17 protein-coding genes are annotated in these 17,218 nt (G+C 45.0%); 16 read left to right on the plus strand and 1 reads right to left on the minus strand.

Features of this window, described 5'->3' with window-relative positions; translation table 11 throughout:
• The first annotated feature begins 42 nt into the window (after window positions 1-42).
• The 8 genes from hemW (at window position 43) to mtaB (ending at window position 9,362) form a co-directional block, all read left to right on the plus strand.
• On the plus strand, window positions 43-1,182 hold the full coding sequence (hemW, locus tag FS736_RS09450) for a radical SAM family heme chaperone HemW (RefSeq protein WP_144476148.1): 1,140 nt from the start codon (window positions 43-45) through the stop codon (window positions 1,180-1,182).
• A 76-nt stretch (window positions 1,183-1,258) separates the two neighbouring features.
• Complete coding sequence (hrcA, locus tag FS736_RS09455; protein WP_144476890.1) at window positions 1,259-2,290, plus strand: heat-inducible transcriptional repressor HrcA; 1,032 nt, start codon at window positions 1,259-1,261, stop codon at window positions 2,288-2,290.
• 158 nt (window positions 2,291-2,448) lie between these two features.
• The gene (grpE, locus tag FS736_RS09460; protein ID WP_144476149.1) at window positions 2,449-3,042 is read left to right on the plus strand and encodes a nucleotide exchange factor GrpE; all 594 of its coding nucleotides are present in this window, start codon (window positions 2,449-2,451) and stop codon (window positions 3,040-3,042) included.
• A 36-nt stretch (window positions 3,043-3,078) separates the two neighbouring features.
• Window positions 3,079-4,911: a molecular chaperone DnaK gene (gene dnaK / locus FS736_RS09465; RefSeq protein WP_144476150.1), complete on the plus strand. Its 1,833-nt coding sequence runs from the start codon at window positions 3,079-3,081 to the stop codon at window positions 4,909-4,911.
• A 184-nt stretch (window positions 4,912-5,095) separates the two neighbouring features.
• The gene (gene dnaJ, locus FS736_RS09470; protein WP_144476151.1) at window positions 5,096-6,220 is read left to right on the plus strand and encodes a molecular chaperone DnaJ; all 1,125 of its coding nucleotides are present in this window, start codon (window positions 5,096-5,098) and stop codon (window positions 6,218-6,220) included.
• Window positions 6,221-6,239: 19 nt separating this feature from the next.
• Entirely contained in the window at window positions 6,240-7,178 is a 939-nt protein-coding gene (gene prmA / locus FS736_RS09475; protein ID WP_144476152.1) for a 50S ribosomal protein L11 methyltransferase, read from the plus strand.
• Window positions 7,179-7,254: 76 nt separating this feature from the next.
• On the plus strand, window positions 7,255-8,004 hold the full coding sequence (locus FS736_RS09480; protein ID WP_144476153.1) for a 16S rRNA (uracil(1498)-N(3))-methyltransferase: 750 nt from the start codon (window positions 7,255-7,257) through the stop codon (window positions 8,002-8,004).
• A gap of 5 nt (window positions 8,005-8,009) precedes the next feature.
• On the plus strand, window positions 8,010-9,362 hold the full coding sequence (gene mtaB / locus FS736_RS09485; protein ID WP_144476154.1) for a tRNA (N(6)-L-threonylcarbamoyladenosine(37)-C(2))-methylthiotransferase MtaB: 1,353 nt from the start codon (window positions 8,010-8,012) through the stop codon (window positions 9,360-9,362).
• A 207-nt stretch (window positions 9,363-9,569) separates the two neighbouring features.
• On the opposite strand, the gene FS736_RS09490 is transcribed toward mtaB, so the two are convergent.
• Complete coding sequence (locus FS736_RS09490) at window positions 9,570-10,496, minus strand: Na/Pi symporter (RefSeq protein WP_144476155.1); 927 nt, start codon at window positions 10,494-10,496, stop codon at window positions 9,570-9,572.
• 211 nt (window positions 10,497-10,707) lie between these two features.
• Here FS736_RS09490 and rpsU point away from each other — a divergent pair, with 211 nt between their 5' ends.
• The 8 genes from rpsU (at window position 10,708) to FS736_RS09530 (ending at window position 17,217) form a co-directional block, all read left to right on the plus strand.
• Window positions 10,708-10,881 carry a 30S ribosomal protein S21 gene (gene rpsU / locus FS736_RS09495; protein WP_015595024.1) on the plus strand — a complete coding sequence of 58 codons (174 nt, stop codon included), beginning with the start codon at window positions 10,708-10,710 and terminating at the stop codon, window positions 10,879-10,881.
• 17 nt (window positions 10,882-10,898) lie between these two features.
• Window positions 10,899-11,345, plus strand: a complete 447-nt coding sequence (locus FS736_RS09500; protein WP_144476156.1) for a GatB/YqeY domain-containing protein — start codon at window positions 10,899-10,901, stop codon at window positions 11,343-11,345.
• A gap of 274 nt (window positions 11,346-11,619) precedes the next feature.
• Entirely contained in the window at window positions 11,620-12,912 is a 1,293-nt protein-coding gene (locus FS736_RS09505) for a nodulation protein NfeD (RefSeq protein ID WP_395883512.1), read from the plus strand.
• A gap of 146 nt (window positions 12,913-13,058) precedes the next feature.
• On the plus strand, window positions 13,059-14,054 hold the full coding sequence (gene floA / locus FS736_RS09510; protein ID WP_144476157.1) for a flotillin-like protein FloA: 996 nt from the start codon (window positions 13,059-13,061) through the stop codon (window positions 14,052-14,054).
• Between the two features lie 34 nt (window positions 14,055-14,088).
• Entirely contained in the window at window positions 14,089-14,649 is a 561-nt protein-coding gene (locus FS736_RS09515; protein WP_144476158.1) for a hypothetical protein, read from the plus strand.
• Window positions 14,650-14,765: 116 nt separating this feature from the next.
• Window positions 14,766-15,050 (plus strand): sporulation protein YqfC, encoded by a 285-nt coding sequence (gene yqfC / locus FS736_RS09520; RefSeq protein ID WP_079509795.1) that lies wholly within the window; start codon window positions 14,766-14,768, stop codon window positions 15,048-15,050.
• Between the two features lie 17 nt (window positions 15,051-15,067).
• Window positions 15,068-16,255 (plus strand): sporulation protein YqfD, encoded by a 1,188-nt coding sequence (gene yqfD, locus FS736_RS09525; RefSeq protein ID WP_144476159.1) that lies wholly within the window; start codon window positions 15,068-15,070, stop codon window positions 16,253-16,255.
• A gap of 2 nt (window positions 16,256-16,257) precedes the next feature.
• Window positions 16,258-17,217, plus strand: coding sequence for a PhoH family protein (locus FS736_RS09530; protein WP_144476160.1), 960 nt, complete (start codon window positions 16,258-16,260; stop codon window positions 17,215-17,217).
• Window position 17,218: the final 1 nt, after the last annotated feature.

Raw genomic sequence — 17,218 nt, forward strand, 5'->3', positions numbered from 1 at the left:
ATTCTGGCCTCTTTTTTCAATAAACCAGGGAAGTGAAAATTAATGAAATCAGCATATATCCATATTCCGTTCTGCCATCATATTTGCCACTATTGTGATTTCAATAAGGTCTTCATGAAAGGGCAGCCTGTTGATGACTATCTTGATGCCCTTGCAAAAGAAATGGAGTTAACAGTAAAACATGACCAGCATGTCCTTGATACGATTTTCGTGGGCGGCGGTACTCCGACTGCATTGGATGAAAGGCAGTTAGGCAAATTGGTCAAGTCAATCCAGGAAAAGCTGAACTTCAATAAAAACACAGAATATACATTCGAAGCGAATCCAGGCGACTTGTCAAAAGAAAAGTTGGCCATCCTGAAAGATGCCGGTGTTAACCGCCTGAGTTTTGGAGTACAGACATTTAATGATGAACTTCTGAAAAAAATCGGCCGCAGCCACCGGGCGAGGGATGTATTTGAATCAATCGAAAATGCGAAAGCGGCAGGCTTCGATAATATCAGCATCGATTTGATATACAGTCTTCCCGGCCAGACGAAGGCTGACTTCATCGAATCCATCGAAACGGCCCTTTCTTTGGGCCTGGTCCATTACTCTGGTTATTCATTAATCATTGAACCAAAAACAGTATTTTATAATTTAATGCAAAAAGGGAAGCTGCCAATCCCTGGCGAGGATGCCGAAGCGGAAATGTATGAAACGCTTATGGATCATATGGAAACAAACGGCTTCCATCAATACGAAATCAGCAATTTTGCTGTCCCGGGATACGAAAGCAGGCATAATCTAACCTACTGGAACAACGAGGAGTACTATGGTTTTGGTGCAGGAGCTCATAGTTATGTAAAAGGCATGAGACAGTCCAATTACGGTCCCCTGAAAAAGTATATGGAACCGATCGACAGGGGAGAGCTGCCTCTTATGGATGTGCATAAGGTTACCCTTGAAGAACAAATGGAAGAAGAAATGTTCCTGGGATTAAGGAAGACAAAAGGTGTTTCCATTCGACATTTCGAAGAAAAATTCGGCCGCAATCCAATGCAATTTTTCGCTGGACAAATTGAAGATTGGACCAGGAAAGGGCTGCTGGAAACCGATGATGACCGCATCTTCCTGACAAGGCAGGGACGTATGCTTGGCAATGAAGTTTTTCAATCATTCATTGGGGTATCAAATCATTGACATCCTTATCGATTACTGATAAATTATTTTTAGAATTAGCACTCGTTATTATAGAGTGCTAACAGAGGTGATGATGTTGTTAACAGATCGTCAGGTGCTTATTTTGCAGGTGATTGTTGATGACTTTATTCGTTCAGCTCAGCCGATAGGTTCGAGGAGCTTGTCGAAAAAAGAAGAAATTAATTTCAGTTCGGCGACAATCCGGAATGAAATGGCAGATTTGGAGGATATGGGATTTATTGAGAAGACCCATACATCCTCAGGGAGGATTCCTTCCGAAAAGGGCTATCGTTTTTATGTTGATAACCTTCTGCTGCCGCAAAAAGTGAACCGTTCTGATATGGCGGCGATCAAATCGATTTTTGCTGAAAGAATATACGAGCTTGAGAAAATCGTCCAGAAATCGGCAAAGATTTTATCTGAAATGACCAATTATACATCAATCGTTTTAGGACCGGCTGTAAAAGACAACAGGCTGAGAAAGCTGCAGATCGTTCCGTTGAATAAGGATACGGCGATTGCCATTATCGTGACAGATACAGGGCATGTGGAAAACAGGATGTTCCACTTCCCTACCAGCATTGATCCGTCTGATGTAGAAAAAATGGTCAATATCCTGAACGAGCGATTGGCCGGCGTCCCGCTTACCAATCTTAACTCCAAGATCTACAAGGAGATCGCTATGCTGCTGCGCCAGCATATCAGCAGTTATGACACACTCCTTAATACAATCATGGACACTTTGAATATGCCAGCCCATGAAAAAGTTTTCTTTGGCGGGAAGACGAATATCCTCAGCCAGCCGGAATTCAACGATGTTGAAAAAATCCGCAACCTGATGAATATGATCGAGCATGAGGATGGCTTATATAACCTCATCAGGAAAAACCCGGCCGGGATCAATGTCAGGATTGGTACGGAAAACGATAATTCAGCAATGGAAAATTGCAGTCTGATCACTGCCACTTATTCCATGGGTGAAGAAAAGCTGGGATCCATTGCAGTTTTAGGTCCGACACGGATGGAGTACTCACGGGTCATCAGCTTGCTTCAGTTGATCAGTACGGATTTGTCCAAGGTACTTACACAGCTGTATCAAAATAAATAAGCATGGAAATATTGATTAAGGGTGGAGCAGCCTGTTCCATCCTGAATCGTCATGTGTTTTCTACTGAAGCGATTATGCTTCGTTGAAATATATCCAGATTAACCTGGACAAAGCGGCCCGTGATCCTTGCCGCGATACTTTTAGGGAGGTGAGTTGACGTGACAGAAGAGAGAAACAACACTGAGCAAGAATTGAACAGCCAGGCAGAAGAAGAAGCGGTTGAAGAGGTTTTTGCTGAAAATGAAGCTTCTGAACAGACTGAAGATATTCCGGCTCAAGAGGAAGGGCAACAAGATCCGATGGAGCAGAAAATTGCTGAATTGGAAGGCAAGCTTGAAGAAGCCGATAACCGTTACTTGCGCCTTCAGGCTGATTTTGACAACTTCCGCCGCCGTTCAAGGATTGAACTTGAAGCGAGCGCTAAATATAGAGCCCAAAACATTATTACAGATCTGCTTCCGGCCATCGATAACTTCGAGCGTGCATTGAAGATGGACGTGGATAATGAACAGGCGAAATCCCTTAAACAGGGAGTAGAAATGGTTTACCGCAGCTTGCTTGACGCCCTTAAGAATGAAGGCGTTGAAGTAATTGATGCAGTTGGCAAAGAATTTGATCCGCATCTTCACCAGGCAGTGATGCAGGCTGAAGATGAAAATTACGGTCCAAACATTGTTGTTGAAGAATTCCAAAAAGGCTATATACTGAAGGACCGCATCATTCGTCCAGCGATGGTAAAAGTGAACCAATAACAGTGGTTACATAAAAGATCCAGGAGGTAATTGAATATGAGTAAAATCATCGGTATTGACTTAGGAACAACAAACTCTTGTGTAGCCGTATTAGAAGGCGGCGAACCAAAGGTAATCCCGAATCCAGAAGGCAACAGAACAACTCCTTCTGTCATCGCGTTCAAAAATGGCGAACGCCAGGTGGGTGAGGTGGCTAAGCGCCAGGCAATCACTAACCCAAATACAATCATTTCCATTAAGCGTCACATGGGAACAGACCATAAAGTGGAAGTTGAAGGTAAGGAATACTCACCACAGGAACTTTCTGCTGTCATTCTTCAATACTTGAAATCTTATGCTGAAGACTATCTTGGTGAGCCAGTAACAAAGGCAGTCATCACTGTACCAGCGTACTTTAATGATGCTGAGCGTCAGGCAACAAAGGATGCAGGCAGAATCGCTGGCCTTGAAGTTGAGCGTATCATCAACGAGCCGACAGCTGCAGCACTTGCATACGGCCTCGATAAAATGGACGAAGACCAGACAATCCTGGTTTATGACCTTGGCGGCGGTACTTTCGACGTTTCCATCCTTGAACTTGGTGATGGCGTATTTGAAGTAAAATCTACTGCAGGTGACAACCGTCTTGGCGGTGACGACTTTGACCAGGTCATCATTGATTATTTAGTAGAACAATTCAAGAAGGAAAACGGAATCGACCTTGCTAAAGACAAAATGGCCCTTCAGCGTCTTAAGGATGCAGCAGAGAAAGCAAAGAAGGATCTTTCTGGTGTCACTTCAACACAGATTTCCCTTCCGTTCATCACTGCAGGGGAAGCTGGACCGCTTCACCTTGAATTGAACCTGACTCGCGCTAAATTCGAAGAGCTTTCTGCAGGATTGGTAGAGCGTACTATGGGACCTACTCGACAGGCACTTAAAGATGCTGGCTTAAGCCCATCTGAACTGGATAAAGTTATCCTTGTCGGCGGATCTACACGTATCCCGGCTGTTCAGGAAGCAATCAAGAAGGAAACTGGAAAAGACCCTCACAGAGGCGTAAACCCTGATGAAGTTGTTGCAATGGGTGCTGCAATCCAGGGCGGTGTTATCTCTGGTGATGTTAAAGATGTCGTTCTTCTGGACGTTACTCCGCTTTCACTTGGTATTGAAACAATGGGCGGCGTATTCACAAAGCTGATCGATCGTAACACAACAATTCCTACTTCTAAATCACAGGTGTTCTCTACAGCTGCTGACAACCAGACTGCTGTTGACATCCACGTGCTGCAAGGTGAGCGTTCAATGGCATCTGCCAATAAGACGCTGGGACGCTTCCAGTTGACGGATATCCCGCCGGCACCACGCGGAGTTCCTCAGATCGAAGTAACATTCGATATCGACAAAAACGGTATTGTAAACGTTCGTGCAAAAGATCTTGGCACAAACAAGGAACAACAAATCACCATCAAGTCTTCTACAGGATTGTCCGATGATGAAATCGACCGCATGGTTAGAGAAGCGGAAGAGAACGCAGAAGCTGACAAGAAACTCAAAGAAGAAGTAGAACTTCGCAATGAAGCTGACCAACTTGTCTTTACTGCCGAAAAGACCTTGAAGGATCTTGAAGGCAAGGTAGATGAAGAAGAAGTCAAGAAAGCAAACGAAGCAAAAGACGAACTGAAAGCTGCAATCGAAAAAGGCGAAATTGAAGAAATCCGCACTAAGAAGGATGCTCTTCAAGAAATCGTTACAAACCTGAGCGTCAAGCTATACGAAGAAGCTGCAAAGCAGCAGCAGGCTCAGCAAGGCGCTGAAGGTCAAGAAGGAACAAAGAAAGACGACAACGTCGTTGACGCTGAATTCGAAGAAGTAAATGACGACAAGTAAAAAAAAATAAATAGAAATCAAAAAGTCAAAGTCAGGTATAACTTGGCTTTGACTTTTTTCATGTAATAGAACGTCAGCTAAAAAGGGAACTAAATTACCGCATAACAGATATTTTAATTATTGCGTATGAATATATGGAAATGTTAAAATTACCTTTATGTGAAAAGATTCGGGAGTGGTAATCATGAGTAAACGGGATTACTATGAAGTCCTCGGTGTCAGTAAATCGGCTACCAAGGATGAATTAAAGAAAGCCTATCGCAAGCTTTCTAAACAATTCCATCCGGACATCAACAAAGAGCCGGGAGCAGATGAAAAGTTCAAAGAAGTTAAAGAAGCATACGAGGTCCTTAGTGACGACCAGAAGCGCGCCCAGTATGACCAGTTCGGCCATGTGGACCCTAACCAGGGTTTTGGCGGAGGTGATTTCGGCGGAGGGTTTGGCGGTTTCGAAGACATCTTCAATTCCTTCTTCGGCGGAGGAGGCGGAAGACGCCGTGATCCGAATGCACCAAGACAGGGTGCTGACCTGCAGTACACGATGACATTGAAATTCGAGGAAGCTGTCTTCGGCAAGGAAACAGATATCGAGATTCCTCGTGAAGAAGAATGTGACACTTGTGACGGAACAGGTGCAAAACCGGGTACAAAAGTGGATACATGTAAACACTGTCATGGCAGCGGACAGATCAGCGTGGAACAAAACACGCCATTTGGACGTATTGTTAACCGCAGAGTGTGTCATTACTGTAATGGAACAGGCAAGGAAATTAAAGAAAAATGCACAACATGTTCTGGTACCGGGAAGGTTACGAGAAGAAACAAAATTCATGTTAAAATCCCGGCGGGTGTCGATGATGGCCAACAGTTGAGAGTGGCTGGAAAAGGGGAAGCTGGAATCAATGGCGGACCTTCAGGAGATCTTTATATTGTCTTCCATATCAGGTCGCATGAATTTTTCGAGCGTGACGGCGATGACATTTATTGTGAAATGCCAATCACATTCGTCCAGGCATCGCTTGGTGACGAAGTGGAAGTCCCGACACTGCACGGCAAGGTAAAGCTTAAAGTACCTGCAGGAACACAAACTGGAACCAAATTCCGCTTGAAGGGCAAAGGGGTTCCCAATGTCCGCGGCTATGGTACAGGAGACCAGCATGTCCTGGTACGAATCGTGACTCCGACAAAGCTGTCTGAAAAACAAAAGCAGCTGTTGCGCGAGTTTGCGGAAGTAAGCGGGCAATCTCCTCTTGGAGAGCAAGAGGAAAGCTTTTTTTCAAAAGTGAAACGCGCCATTAAAGGTGATTAATCGAATGGAGTTGGTATAAATGAAATGGTCCGAAATCAGCATTTTAACAACAAATGAAGCGGTTGAGCCGATTTCAAATATCCTGCATGAAGCAGGCGCAAGCGGCGTCGTGATTGAAGATCCACTTGAGCTTGTGAAGGAAAGAGAGGACCAGTTCGGGGAAATATACCAACTCAATCCAGATGATTATCTTGAAGAAGGCGTCATCGTCAAGGCGTATCTCCCTGTAAACAGCTTCCTGGGAGAAACAGTCGATGAAATCAAAGAAGCAATCAATAATCTGATCATCTACAATATTGATATCGGATTGAATAAAGTATCAATCAGCGAAGTGAATGAGGAAGAGTGGGCAACTGCCTGGAAAAAGTACTATAATCCTGTGAAGATTTCCGAAAAGTTCACGATTGTCCCTACCTGGGAGGAGTACACTCCAGTGAATACGGATGAACTGATCATCGAGCTTGATCCAGGCATGGCTTTTGGGACCGGGACCCATCCAACAACCGTCATGTGTATCCAGGCGCTGGAAAGAACAGTTCGTCCTGGCGACCGGGTCGTTGATGTTGGAACAGGTTCAGGTGTACTTAGTATTGCCGCAGCGAAACTGGGTGCTGAAAAAGTGGAAGCGATGGACCTCGATGATGTAGCGGTCCAGGTGGCAAAACTCAACCTTAAGCTGAACAAAGTCCATGATGTTGCAACCATTTCACAAAACAACCTTCTTGATGGAGTTGCAGAAGGGGCCGACATTGTTGTCGCGAATATTCTCGCAGAGGTCATCCTGCGTTTTGCGGATGATGCCGGAAAGATTGTCAAGAGTGGCGGTCATTTCATAACTTCAGGGATCATCCAGCAGAAGAAAGAAGTCGTCAAGGATGCAATGATCAATGCTGGCTTTGAAATAGAAGAGATTATGACAATGGAAGACTGGGTTGCGATTATCGGGAAAAAGAAATAATGAAGAAAAAAGGGGAACAGCTTAACCCCTTTTTTCTGTCTTTTTAAAACAGCTTTTTTCGAAAGCGGGTGCTGTGATGCAGCGTTACTTTATTGACGATCTAGAAAGTCAGGAGCAATTCCGTATTATCGGCGATGATTTTCATCACATTGTTCGAGTGATGAGGATGAAGACTGGGGATGAAATCATCTGCGTCAGTCCCAATGGCAAAAGCGCAGTTTGTCAGATTGAAGAAATTACCGATGAAATGGTTGTGGCAAACGTTGTAAAATGGGAGGAAGGGACGAGGGAGCTTCCCGTCCATGTCGTGATTGCGAGCGGTCTGCCCAAAGGGGATAAGCTCGAATTGATCATTCAAAAAGGCACTGAACTGGGTGCCTATGAATTTGTCCCCTTCACCGCATCCCGCTCGATTGTGAAATGGGACAGCAAGAAGGCTGGCAAAAAGGTTGAACGCTGGCAAAAGATAGCCAAAGAAGCGGCAGAACAGTCCCATCGCAATATTGTACCGTCGGTTAAGGAGCCGGTCAGCCTAAAACAATTAGTCAAACTTGCTGATGATTATACTTATAAGCTAATTGCCTATGAGGAAGAGGCGAAGGCCGGGGAAGCATCTGTCCTGTCTGCGACTCTCGCGAAAATGGAGAAAGATCAAAGTCTCCTGATTGTTTTTGGCCCAGAAGGGGGATTGACCGCTGAGGAAGTCACCCTTTTAACTGAAAATGGATTTTTGGCTTGTGGTCTTGGACCACGCATTTTACGTACTGAAACAGCACCGCTTTATGCATTGTCTGCTGTTTCCTATCATTTTGAACTATTGAGGTGAAGATCATGCCTGCAGTTGCTTTTCATACATTAGGTTGCAAGGTTAACCATTACGAAACAGAAGCCATCTGGCAATTATTCAAGGAACAAGGATACGAAAGAGTGGATTTTGAATCTACCTCTGATGTTTACGTCATCAACACATGTACGGTAACGAATACTGGGGATAAAAAGAGCCGCCAGGTCATCCGCCGCGCTGTCCGCAAAAATCCGGACGCTGTTATTTGTGTTACCGGCTGCTACGCCCAGACATCTCCAGCTGAAATAATGGCGATTCCTGGAGTTGATATTGTTGTCGGAACTCAGGACCGTGTGAAAATGCTTGAATATATCGAGCAGTACAAGCAAGAGCGACAGCCAATCAATGCTGTCGGCAACATCATGAAAAACCGTGTATATGAAGAGCTTGACGTACCTGCCTTCACGGATCGTACAAGAGCTTCATTGAAAATCCAGGAAGGCTGCAACAACTTCTGTACTTTCTGTATCATTCCATGGGCACGCGGTCTGATGAGATCCCGTGATCCGCAGGAAGTCATTCGCCAGGCTCAGCAGCTTGTTGATGCCGGCTATAAGGAAATTGTTCTTACAGGCATCCATACAGGCGGCTATGGTGAAGATATGAAGGATTATAATCTTGCAGCATTGCTTAGAGATTTAGAGGCACAAGTAAAAGGGATTAAGCGTCTGCGTATTTCTTCTATCGAGGCAAGCCAGATTACAGACGAAGTGATTGAAGTAATCGACCTGTCCAATATCATTGTCCGTCACCTGCACATTCCGCTTCAATCCGGCTCTGATACCGTTTTGAAAAGAATGCGCCGCAAGTACACAATGGAATTTTTCGGGGAGCGCCTTGATCGTCTGAAAGAAGTCTTGCCAGGTCTTGCGGTCACTTCTGATGTCATCGTAGGATTCCCTGGTGAAACAGAAGAAGAATTTATGGAGACTTACAACTTTGTGAAAGAGCACCAATTCTCAGAGCTTCACGTCTTCCCATATTCAAAACGAACAGGCACACCTGCCGCAAGAATGGAAGACCAGGTCGATGAAGAGGTAAAGAACGAACGAGTTCACCGCTTGATTGAACTATCTGACCAGCTTGCAAAGGAATATGCTTCACAGTTTGAGGACGAAGTACTGGAAGTAATCCCTGAAGAACTTTACAAAGAAGCTCCAGAAAGCGGGCTTTATGTAGGGTACACAGACAACTATTTAAAGGTTGTTTTCCCTGCTGCCGAGGATATGGTCGGCAAAATTGTCAAGGTGAAGATCGCAAAGTCGGGATATCCTTACAATGAAGGCCAGTTCGTACGCGTGCTTGAAGATGAAAACGCAGCAGAACAAGCTGTTATATAAGGGAAATGCAAAGAGCTGGCCAAATGCCAGTTCTTTTTGTTTTTACGCTAACTAAAGAACAAGAGTAATTCAGGTGTATTGTCCCTTATTAAAAAGATTTTGGCGAAAGTTTAATTATATCGACCACATTCCAAGTTTTATCGTCGGATCTTTAAATATATCAAACACATAGGGGTTAAAGTACATTTTACAGATGAATCGACCATCTCACCGACCCTTCCCATGAATCACTTCAATCATCACCCCGAATTTCTCCGCGACAGGCAGAACCAGCAATGAAGCGATTAGGTTATAAATGACGCTGACATGCGCCAGCTGGACATCTGGCCTTTCGGCAGTAAAAGGGGCCAATGCTGCAATCTCGCCGATGAAGGGGAAAAATAAAGCGGCTCCTGCAATGTTCAGCCATACATGGGCAAAAGCTGTCAGTCTTGCCTCTTTGCCTGCGCCAATCGACGCAAGCAGGGCGGTAATGCAGGTCCCGATATTGGCGCCAAGCATTGCAGCTATGGCTGAGTCCATCGATAATGTTCCTTCAGACAGGAATCCCATCACGATGCCGGTCATTGCAGTACTGGACTGGATCATCCCTGTCACAATGGTACCAGTAAATATGCTGATCCAATGACTGTTGTTCAAGTTGGCGAGTGCATGTTCAACTGCCGGCAGACTTGTTACAGGGTCGGCGAGAAAGGTGAAACCGCGCATGGCTGCAAAAATAGCAGCGATACCAAAAGAAATCGCGCCAAGATTTTGCCATGTCCGGTTGCGGAAAACCAATAGAATTGCCCCGATGATCGCAAAGGGCACAATGAAGGCATCAATATTGAAAGTTATGATTTCAAGAGTGAAGGTTGTCCCGATATTCGATCCAAGAATGATGCCGATTGATTGCGAGAATCTTAGCAGCCCAGCAGAAATCAAGCCGATAGTAATGACCATGACAGCAGAACTGCTGTGCAAAAGTGCGGTCACTGTCATTCCGGCTATCATACCCTTTATTGGTGTATCAGTCATGAGAGCCAGCCAGTTTTTCATCCTGCTTGCCGAAAGCTCGAATAAGCCTTTACGGAGCAGCGTCATGCCTCCGATAAATACAGCGAGGAAAACAATAAATAATAGCAGATAGACCATAAGCACCATCCTTTCATTTAAATGTATGAAAAGGAAAAAGGGACATGCATGGATTTTCTTTTTTTAAGGATCGTTGAGGGCGAAAATACATAATTTAAAACAAGGGCCAATTACAGTTGACCTCCTGCCAGTGATATATTATAATTGCAAGGTACATGGTTTCCCATGTGTTTTGGTGTTAGTGTGTTGTGCTCGGAGGGAGGGAAAGAGAATGTCTAAAACTGTCGTTCGTAAAAACGAATCGCTTGAAGATGCTCTTCGACGCTTCAAACGTACTGTATCTAAATCAGGTACTATCCAAGAAGCTAGAAAGCGCGAATTCTACGAAAAACCTAGTGTAAAGCGTAAGAAAAAGTCTGAAGCTGCTAGAAAACGCAAGTTCTAAGAGAGGGTGGAATTAACTTGAGCCTGCTCGAGCGTTTAAATAATGATATGAAACAAGCGATGAAGAACAAAGAAAAGGACAGACTCACGACGATTCGGATGGTAAAAGCTTCCTTGCAGAACGAAGCGATCAAGTTCGGCAAGCAGGAATTATCCGAAGAAGAAGAGTTAACTGTACTTTCTCGTGAAGTGAAACAACGCAAAGATTCCCTCCAGGAATTTGAAAAAGCTGGTCGTCAAGACCTCGTTGAAAAGATACAAACAGAACTAAAGCATGTCGAAATTTACATGCCACAGCAGCTTAGCGAAGAAGAAGTGACGGAAATCGTCAAAGAAGCTATCGCGGAGACCGGTGCGGCATCAAAAGCCGATATGGGTAGAGTAATGGCTGTCCTTATGCCTAAAGTAAAAGGTAAAGCAGACGGATCTCTCGTTAATAAACTTGTACAACAACACCTTTCATAAAAAGCTCGAAGGCCGCAGGATACTCTTGCGGCCTTTTTAGCGCATATTAAAAGATGTGCCAGCATGATTCATGTGTTATGTTTGTTGCGTGGTTCCCAGGACATTCTGCACTTCGGTTGGCTGGGATTCAAGAGGCCCCCATTCCAAAATACATAATTAACAAATCTGTAAAAAACATTGAAACCTTTTGGTGTACCTATGCGTATTACCAATATGGCCTTATTTTTTACAGAATGGAGGTGCCTAATTGAAAATCAAATCAGTGATTGCCAGCATCATCATCCTCTTGTCACTGGCCAGTCTGGTCAATCCTTTCACTGCGGATGCTGACCAAAAAGTGGTCTATGTCGTTCCGATTGAAGAAACAGTGGAAAAAGGCCTGCTTGCCTTCTTGAAGAGAGCTGTGGGAGAGGCGGAAGAGGCTGGTGCGGAAGCAATCATTTTTGATGTGAATACACCTGGCGGAGCTGTCGATGCCGCTGATGGGATTGGAAAATTGTTGACGGGAACTGACTTAAAAACGGTGTCATTCGTCAATAAAAAGGCGTTATCAGCGGGTGCCTATATTTCCCTGAATACAGATGAAATTTATATGGTTCCCGGAGCTACAATGGGATCGGCTGCGATCATCGACCAGCAGGGCAACACTGCTGGAAAGAAGGCGGAATCTTATTGGTTTGCAGCCATGAAAGCTGCGGCTGTCGAAAGTGGCAGAGATCCGATCTATGCCCAGGCGATGGCTGACGAAAGCATCGACCTTCCTGAACTGGGTGCAGGAAAAGGGAAGTTGCTTACCCTGACGGCAGAACAGGCACTTGAAGTGGGATATTCGGAAGGAACAGTCAAAAACCTCAATGACTTGCTTAATAAACTGGGCTATGAGGATGCCGAAGTCCGGAATGTAAATGAAACTTTCGCTGAAAAGCTGGCGAGGTTCATTACACATCCTATAGTGATCCCAATCCTTATGACAATAGGCAGTCTTGGTTTGGTCCTTGAGCTTTACTCACCTGGATTTGGCCTGCCGGGAATTGCTGGGTTGTCAGCGCTGCTATTATTCTTCTATGGACATATGGTTGCCGGACTGGCCGGTTTTGAAACACTGATCCTGTTTGCGCTCGGAGTCGGGCTAATCCTGCTCGAGTTGTTCATCCCAGGCGGAATTGCCGGAGTCATTGGTTTACTGGCCATTGTCGCGAGCTTTTTTATGGCATCGGATAATGTGGTCCATATGGGAATCTCTTTATTGGTTGCCCTGACAGCGTCCATTGTTTTATCTATTTTGATGATAAGGGTGTTTGGAAAAAAGATGAAATTTTTCAAAAGAATCATACTGACCGATTCAACAAGCACTGAAAAAGGCTATGTGTCTAACAAGAACCGTCTGGAACTGATTGGAGTAGAAGGGGTGACGCTGACACCTCTCAGGCCTTCAGGCACCATCATCGTGGAAGATGAGCGCATTGATGTGGTGAGCGAGGGCGGCTTTGTTCCAAAAGGAAAGAAAGTAAGGATTGTTAAAACGGAAGGCTCAAGAATCGTGGTAAGAGAAATTAATGAGATCTAATTTGTTTTTTTTCATTGTCATGTTCCAAAGCAAAACAATGAAAAACCATAACAAGTAGAGATAAAACCAAAGGTATTTGATCGATTGATTTTCTAACACTGAAAGATCAAAAGCCTGGGTAATATAATTCTTAGGAGGCAGTTCAAATGGATGCAGGTACAGCGTTTGTATTGATTGCGGTTGCACTTGGGATCATTTTCCTTGGTGTATTGCTGACATTCGTGCCGGTAATGCTATGGATTTCAGCATTGGCAGCGGGTGTAAGGGTCAGCATTTTCACGCTGATCGGAATGAGATTAAGAAGGGTAATCCCAAGCAGGGTCATCAATCCGATGATCAAGGCACATAAAGCAGGTTTGAATGTAACGACTAACCAGCTGGAAAGCCACTACCTTGCAGGGGGTAATGTTGATAGGGTCGTTAATGCCCTGATAGCTGCACACCGTGCGAATATTGAGCTTTCATTCGAGCGAGCGGCTGCGATTGACCTGGCAGGTCGTGACGTACTGGAAGCCGTACAAATGAGTGTTAATCCGAAGGTCATTGAAACTCCATTCATCGCAGGTGTAGCCATGGATGGAATCGAGGTAAAGGCAAAGGCGAGAATCACAGTAAGAGCGAACATCGACCGACTCGTCGGGGGTGCTGGTGAAGAAACGATTGTTGCCCGTGTTGGTGAAGGGATCGTATCGACAATCGGTTCTTCCGACAACCATAAAAAAGTGTTGGAAAATCCTGATATGATTTCACAAACCGTCCTTTCCAAAGGTCTTGATGCAGGAACAGCATTTGAAATTCTATCGATTGATATCGCGGACGTTGATATCGGCAAAAACATCGGTGCTGAGCTGCAGACTGAGCAGGCGGAGGCAGACAAGAAGATTGCCCAGGCGAAGGCCGAAGAGCGCCGTGCGATGGCTGTTGCACAAGAACAGGAAATGAAGGCGCGCGTCGAAGAAATGAGAGCGAAAGTGGTCGAAGCGGAAGCTACTGTACCATTGGCAATGGCCGAAGCGCTTCGTGAAGGGAACATTGGTGTGATGGACTATATGAATATCCAGAATATCGAAGCCGACACAGATATGAGAGGTTCCATCGGCAAGCTGTCAAACGGTAAAAAAGACGATAAGAATAATCAATGATGAGAGAACCCGATAAAAGAAAGGGGGGCTCCACATGCAAATTTTATTAGAATTATTCAGTAATCCAATAGCCCTGTTCATTCTGATCGGGGTAATCTCAAGTCTGTTCAATCAAAAAAAGAAGGATGGCAGCCAGCAACAGCAGCGCCGTCCTGTCAGGCCGCCCGGACCAGTCCAGCAGCCACGTCCGGCGCCTGTGAGAAGACAGCAGGCCGAAGCAAAAAGGGAGCCGCTCCGTCCTGAGATTGAAAAAGCTGATGATTACTATCCCCGGTCCGAGAACCGCAGACCTGCAGAACCAAGCAGGGACAAGAGAAGTCAGAGCCCGGCCGATTCAGGAGTTGAAGTCCTGACAGATATTCAAAAGAAATATCAAGAACGAAAGCATCAAACTGAAGAATCTGCAAAAAAACAGCAAACTGGCAGGATGTCGTCCAGTCAAACATCTGGCCGGCTGAACCAAAAGAGAGAACAGGTACAAACCGATGTCGTATTCCAGCCGGATAAAGACACTCTGTTAGAGGGATTGATCTGGGCTGAAGTCCTAGGAAAGCCCCGTGCGAAAAAGCCTTACAACCCGTCGAGGAGATATTAGGCAAAGGATTTTGACCGCTCCTGCTGGTTTGAAAGAATGCTTATGATAAAGTTAAAAATGGTGCTAGAACCTCCCTTTTTCTCATACATATGAGATGAAAGGGGGTTCTTTTTTTTATGGCAAAAAAATGGGGCCAGTATGTACGCAAATGGATGACACAAAAAATGGATCTTCCTCAAGATGTCATGATGGATCTCCCTAGAATCACGATGATTGGGCAAGTCCATATTTATATAGAAAATCATCGGGGCCTGCTTGCTTTTTCAGATGGTGAAGTGAGGCTTATGATCAAAGGCGGCCAGCTTCTGGTCAAGGGCAAGGCGTTCGTGATCAAGACAATATTGCCTGAAGAGATACTGCTCGAAGGAAAAATCGATCAGGTTCTATATATAAATGATTGAAGTTGAGGGGGAGCCAAATGAAAAACCAATGGATACACACCTTTTCTGGCACTGTGAAGGTGAAATTGACAGGCAGGGGCATAGAAAGATTCCTGAACCAGCTGACACGTAATGGCGTGTCAATTTGGAATGTGAAGAAACATGGTTCTGAGGCGGTTACTTTTTATGTCAATCTGCAGGACGTGAAAAAGCTGCGGATCCCGGCGAGGGACAGTCACTGCAAGATCAGGTTCCTGGAGAGGGCGGGTGGCCCTTTCTTTTTAAAGAAGTTATGGACAAACAGTGGGTTTTTAGCAGGAGCAATTTTGTTTTTTGCGTTGATCGTGCTCCTCTCAAACATGGTTTGGGGAATTGAAATAAACGGTGCCAGCCCCGCGACTGAATATCAAATTCGCAAGGAATTGGACAAGATGGGAATAGGTGTCGGTAAAATGCAGTTTTCGATTGACAATGTCGAAAGCATCCAGAAGGAACTGACAGATAAGGTAGGGGCTTTGACGTGGATTGGTGTGGAGCTGAAGGGGACGACCTATCATTTTCAGGCTGTCGAGAAAAGTGAGCCGGAAAAAGCGGAAGCAATTGGTCCAAGGCATTTAGTTGCGAAAAAGAAGGCGGCCATTGTCAAAATTTTCGTGGAGAAAGGGGATCCGGTGGTGGAAGTGAATGATTTTGTGCAGCCCGGTCAGCTCCTTGTATCAGGCTTGTATGGTAAGGAGAATGAGCAAAAAGTGGTAGCGGCCACTGGTGAAATCCTTGGGGAGACCTGGTATTCAACCAAGGTGGAATTGCCTTTAAATAGTACATTCCAGGTCTATAACGGAAATGAAAAAAGAATTTATTCTCTGAAAATAGCCGGAAAAGCAATACCTGTATGGGGTTTTGGGAAGAATGAATTCAAGGAGTATGAAACCGAAGTCTCAGAGCAGCCAATAAAATTTTTCAAATGGGAGCTTCCGGCTAAAATCGAAAAAAGGACGATCAGGGAGCGGGAACAGGTTACCCGCATCTATACAAGGGAAGAAGCGATCGAAAGTGCAAAAGAACTTGCCAGGAAGGATATAAAAAACACGCTGCCTGAAAATGCTATCATAAAAGGGGAAAAAATTTTACATCAGTCAATTGAGAATGATAAAGTAAGACTAATCACACATTTTACAATCATTGAAGATATTGCAGAAGGACAACCAATTATCCAAGGAGACTGAGAATGACAGAAGACCTAAAGACGACTGAAATCCAACTAGCGAATCCAACTGAAGCCGTTTCATTATTCGGCAATGCAGATATCAACCTGAAATTGATTGAACAGGAGCTTGGAGTCTCGATTGTGACACGCGGTGAGACGATAGGGATTTCCGGGCCTGAGGAGCAGGTGGCACTGGCCCAGGCCGTTTTGGAAAACCTGCTTGCGGTGATCCGTAAAGGCATTAGTGTTAGCCAGAGAGAGGCTGTTTACGCTATTCAAATGGCTGAAAAAGGGACCTTGGAATATTTCAGGGATTTATACGATGAAGAAATCAGTAAAAATGTAAAAGGTAAATCCATCAGGGTCAAGACACTTGGCCAGAGACATTATGTGAATGCCATCAAAAGCCGCGACCTTGTTTTTGGCATCGGACCGGCTGGTACTGGGAAAACATATCTAGCTGTCGTGATGGCCGTCACGGCGCTGAAAAATGGAACGGTATCCAAAATCATTTTAACAAGACCGGCTGTAGAAGCAGGAGAAAGCCTCGGTTTCCTCCCTGGGGACTTGAAGGAAAAGGTCGACCCTTATCTCCGTCCGCTGTATGATGCTTTGCATGATATCCTGGGCACTGAACATACATTGCGTCTGATTGAAAGAGGAACGATCGAGATTGCACCCCTTGCTTATATGAGGGGAAGGACTCTTGATGATGCGTTCGTCATTCTCGATGAAGCCCAGAACACGACACAGGCTCAGATGAAGATGTTCCTGACGCGTCTGGGATTTGGATCCAAAATGATCATAACAGGTGATACCACCCAGATTGATTTGCCGAAAGGCGCTAAGTCAGGCCTGGTAGAGGCGGAGAATGTATTGCAGGATGTCTCCGGAATCTCTTTTGTGCACCTTGAACAGGCTGATGTGGTGCGTCATCCGCTTGTCGGACGGATCATTGAAGCATATGGAAAAAATGAATGAA

This window comes from Cytobacillus oceanisediminis 2691 (assembly GCF_007678455.1).
GTDB classification, from domain to species: Bacteria; Bacillota; Bacilli; order Bacillales; family Cytobacillaceae; genus Mesobacillus; species Mesobacillus oceanisediminis_A.

What these genes read in the sequence shown, in the direction of transcription:
- hemW (WP_144476148.1), top strand. Translation starts at nt 43, where the DNA reads ATGAAATCAGCATATATCCATATTCCGTTCTGCCATCATATTTGCCAC.
- dnaK (WP_144476150.1), top strand. Translation starts at nt 3,079, where the DNA reads ATGAGTAAAATCATCGGTATTGACTTAGGAACAACAAACTCTTGTGTA.
- dnaJ (WP_144476151.1), top strand. Translation starts at nt 5,096, where the DNA reads ATGAGTAAACGGGATTACTATGAAGTCCTCGGTGTCAGTAAATCGGCT.
- prmA (WP_144476152.1), top strand. Translation starts at nt 6,240, where the DNA reads ATGAAATGGTCCGAAATCAGCATTTTAACAACAAATGAAGCGGTTGAG.
- FS736_RS09480 (WP_144476153.1), top strand. Translation starts at nt 7,255, where the DNA reads ATGCAGCGTTACTTTATTGACGATCTAGAAAGTCAGGAGCAATTCCGT.
- mtaB (WP_144476154.1), top strand. Translation starts at nt 8,010, where the DNA reads ATGCCTGCAGTTGCTTTTCATACATTAGGTTGCAAGGTTAACCATTAC.
- FS736_RS09490 (WP_144476155.1), bottom strand. Translation starts at nt 10,496, where the DNA reads ATGGTCTATCTGCTATTATTTATTGTTTTCCTCGCTGTATTTATCGGA.
- rpsU (WP_015595024.1), top strand. Translation starts at nt 10,708, where the DNA reads ATGTCTAAAACTGTCGTTCGTAAAAACGAATCGCTTGAAGATGCTCTT.
- floA (WP_144476157.1), top strand. Translation starts at nt 13,059, where the DNA reads ATGGATGCAGGTACAGCGTTTGTATTGATTGCGGTTGCACTTGGGATC.
- FS736_RS09515 (WP_144476158.1), top strand. Translation starts at nt 14,089, where the DNA reads ATGCAAATTTTATTAGAATTATTCAGTAATCCAATAGCCCTGTTCATT.
- yqfC (WP_079509795.1), top strand. Translation starts at nt 14,766, where the DNA reads ATGGCAAAAAAATGGGGCCAGTATGTACGCAAATGGATGACACAAAAA.
- yqfD (WP_144476159.1), top strand. Translation starts at nt 15,068, where the DNA reads ATGAAAAACCAATGGATACACACCTTTTCTGGCACTGTGAAGGTGAAA.
- FS736_RS09530 (WP_144476160.1), top strand. Translation starts at nt 16,258, where the DNA reads ATGACAGAAGACCTAAAGACGACTGAAATCCAACTAGCGAATCCAACT.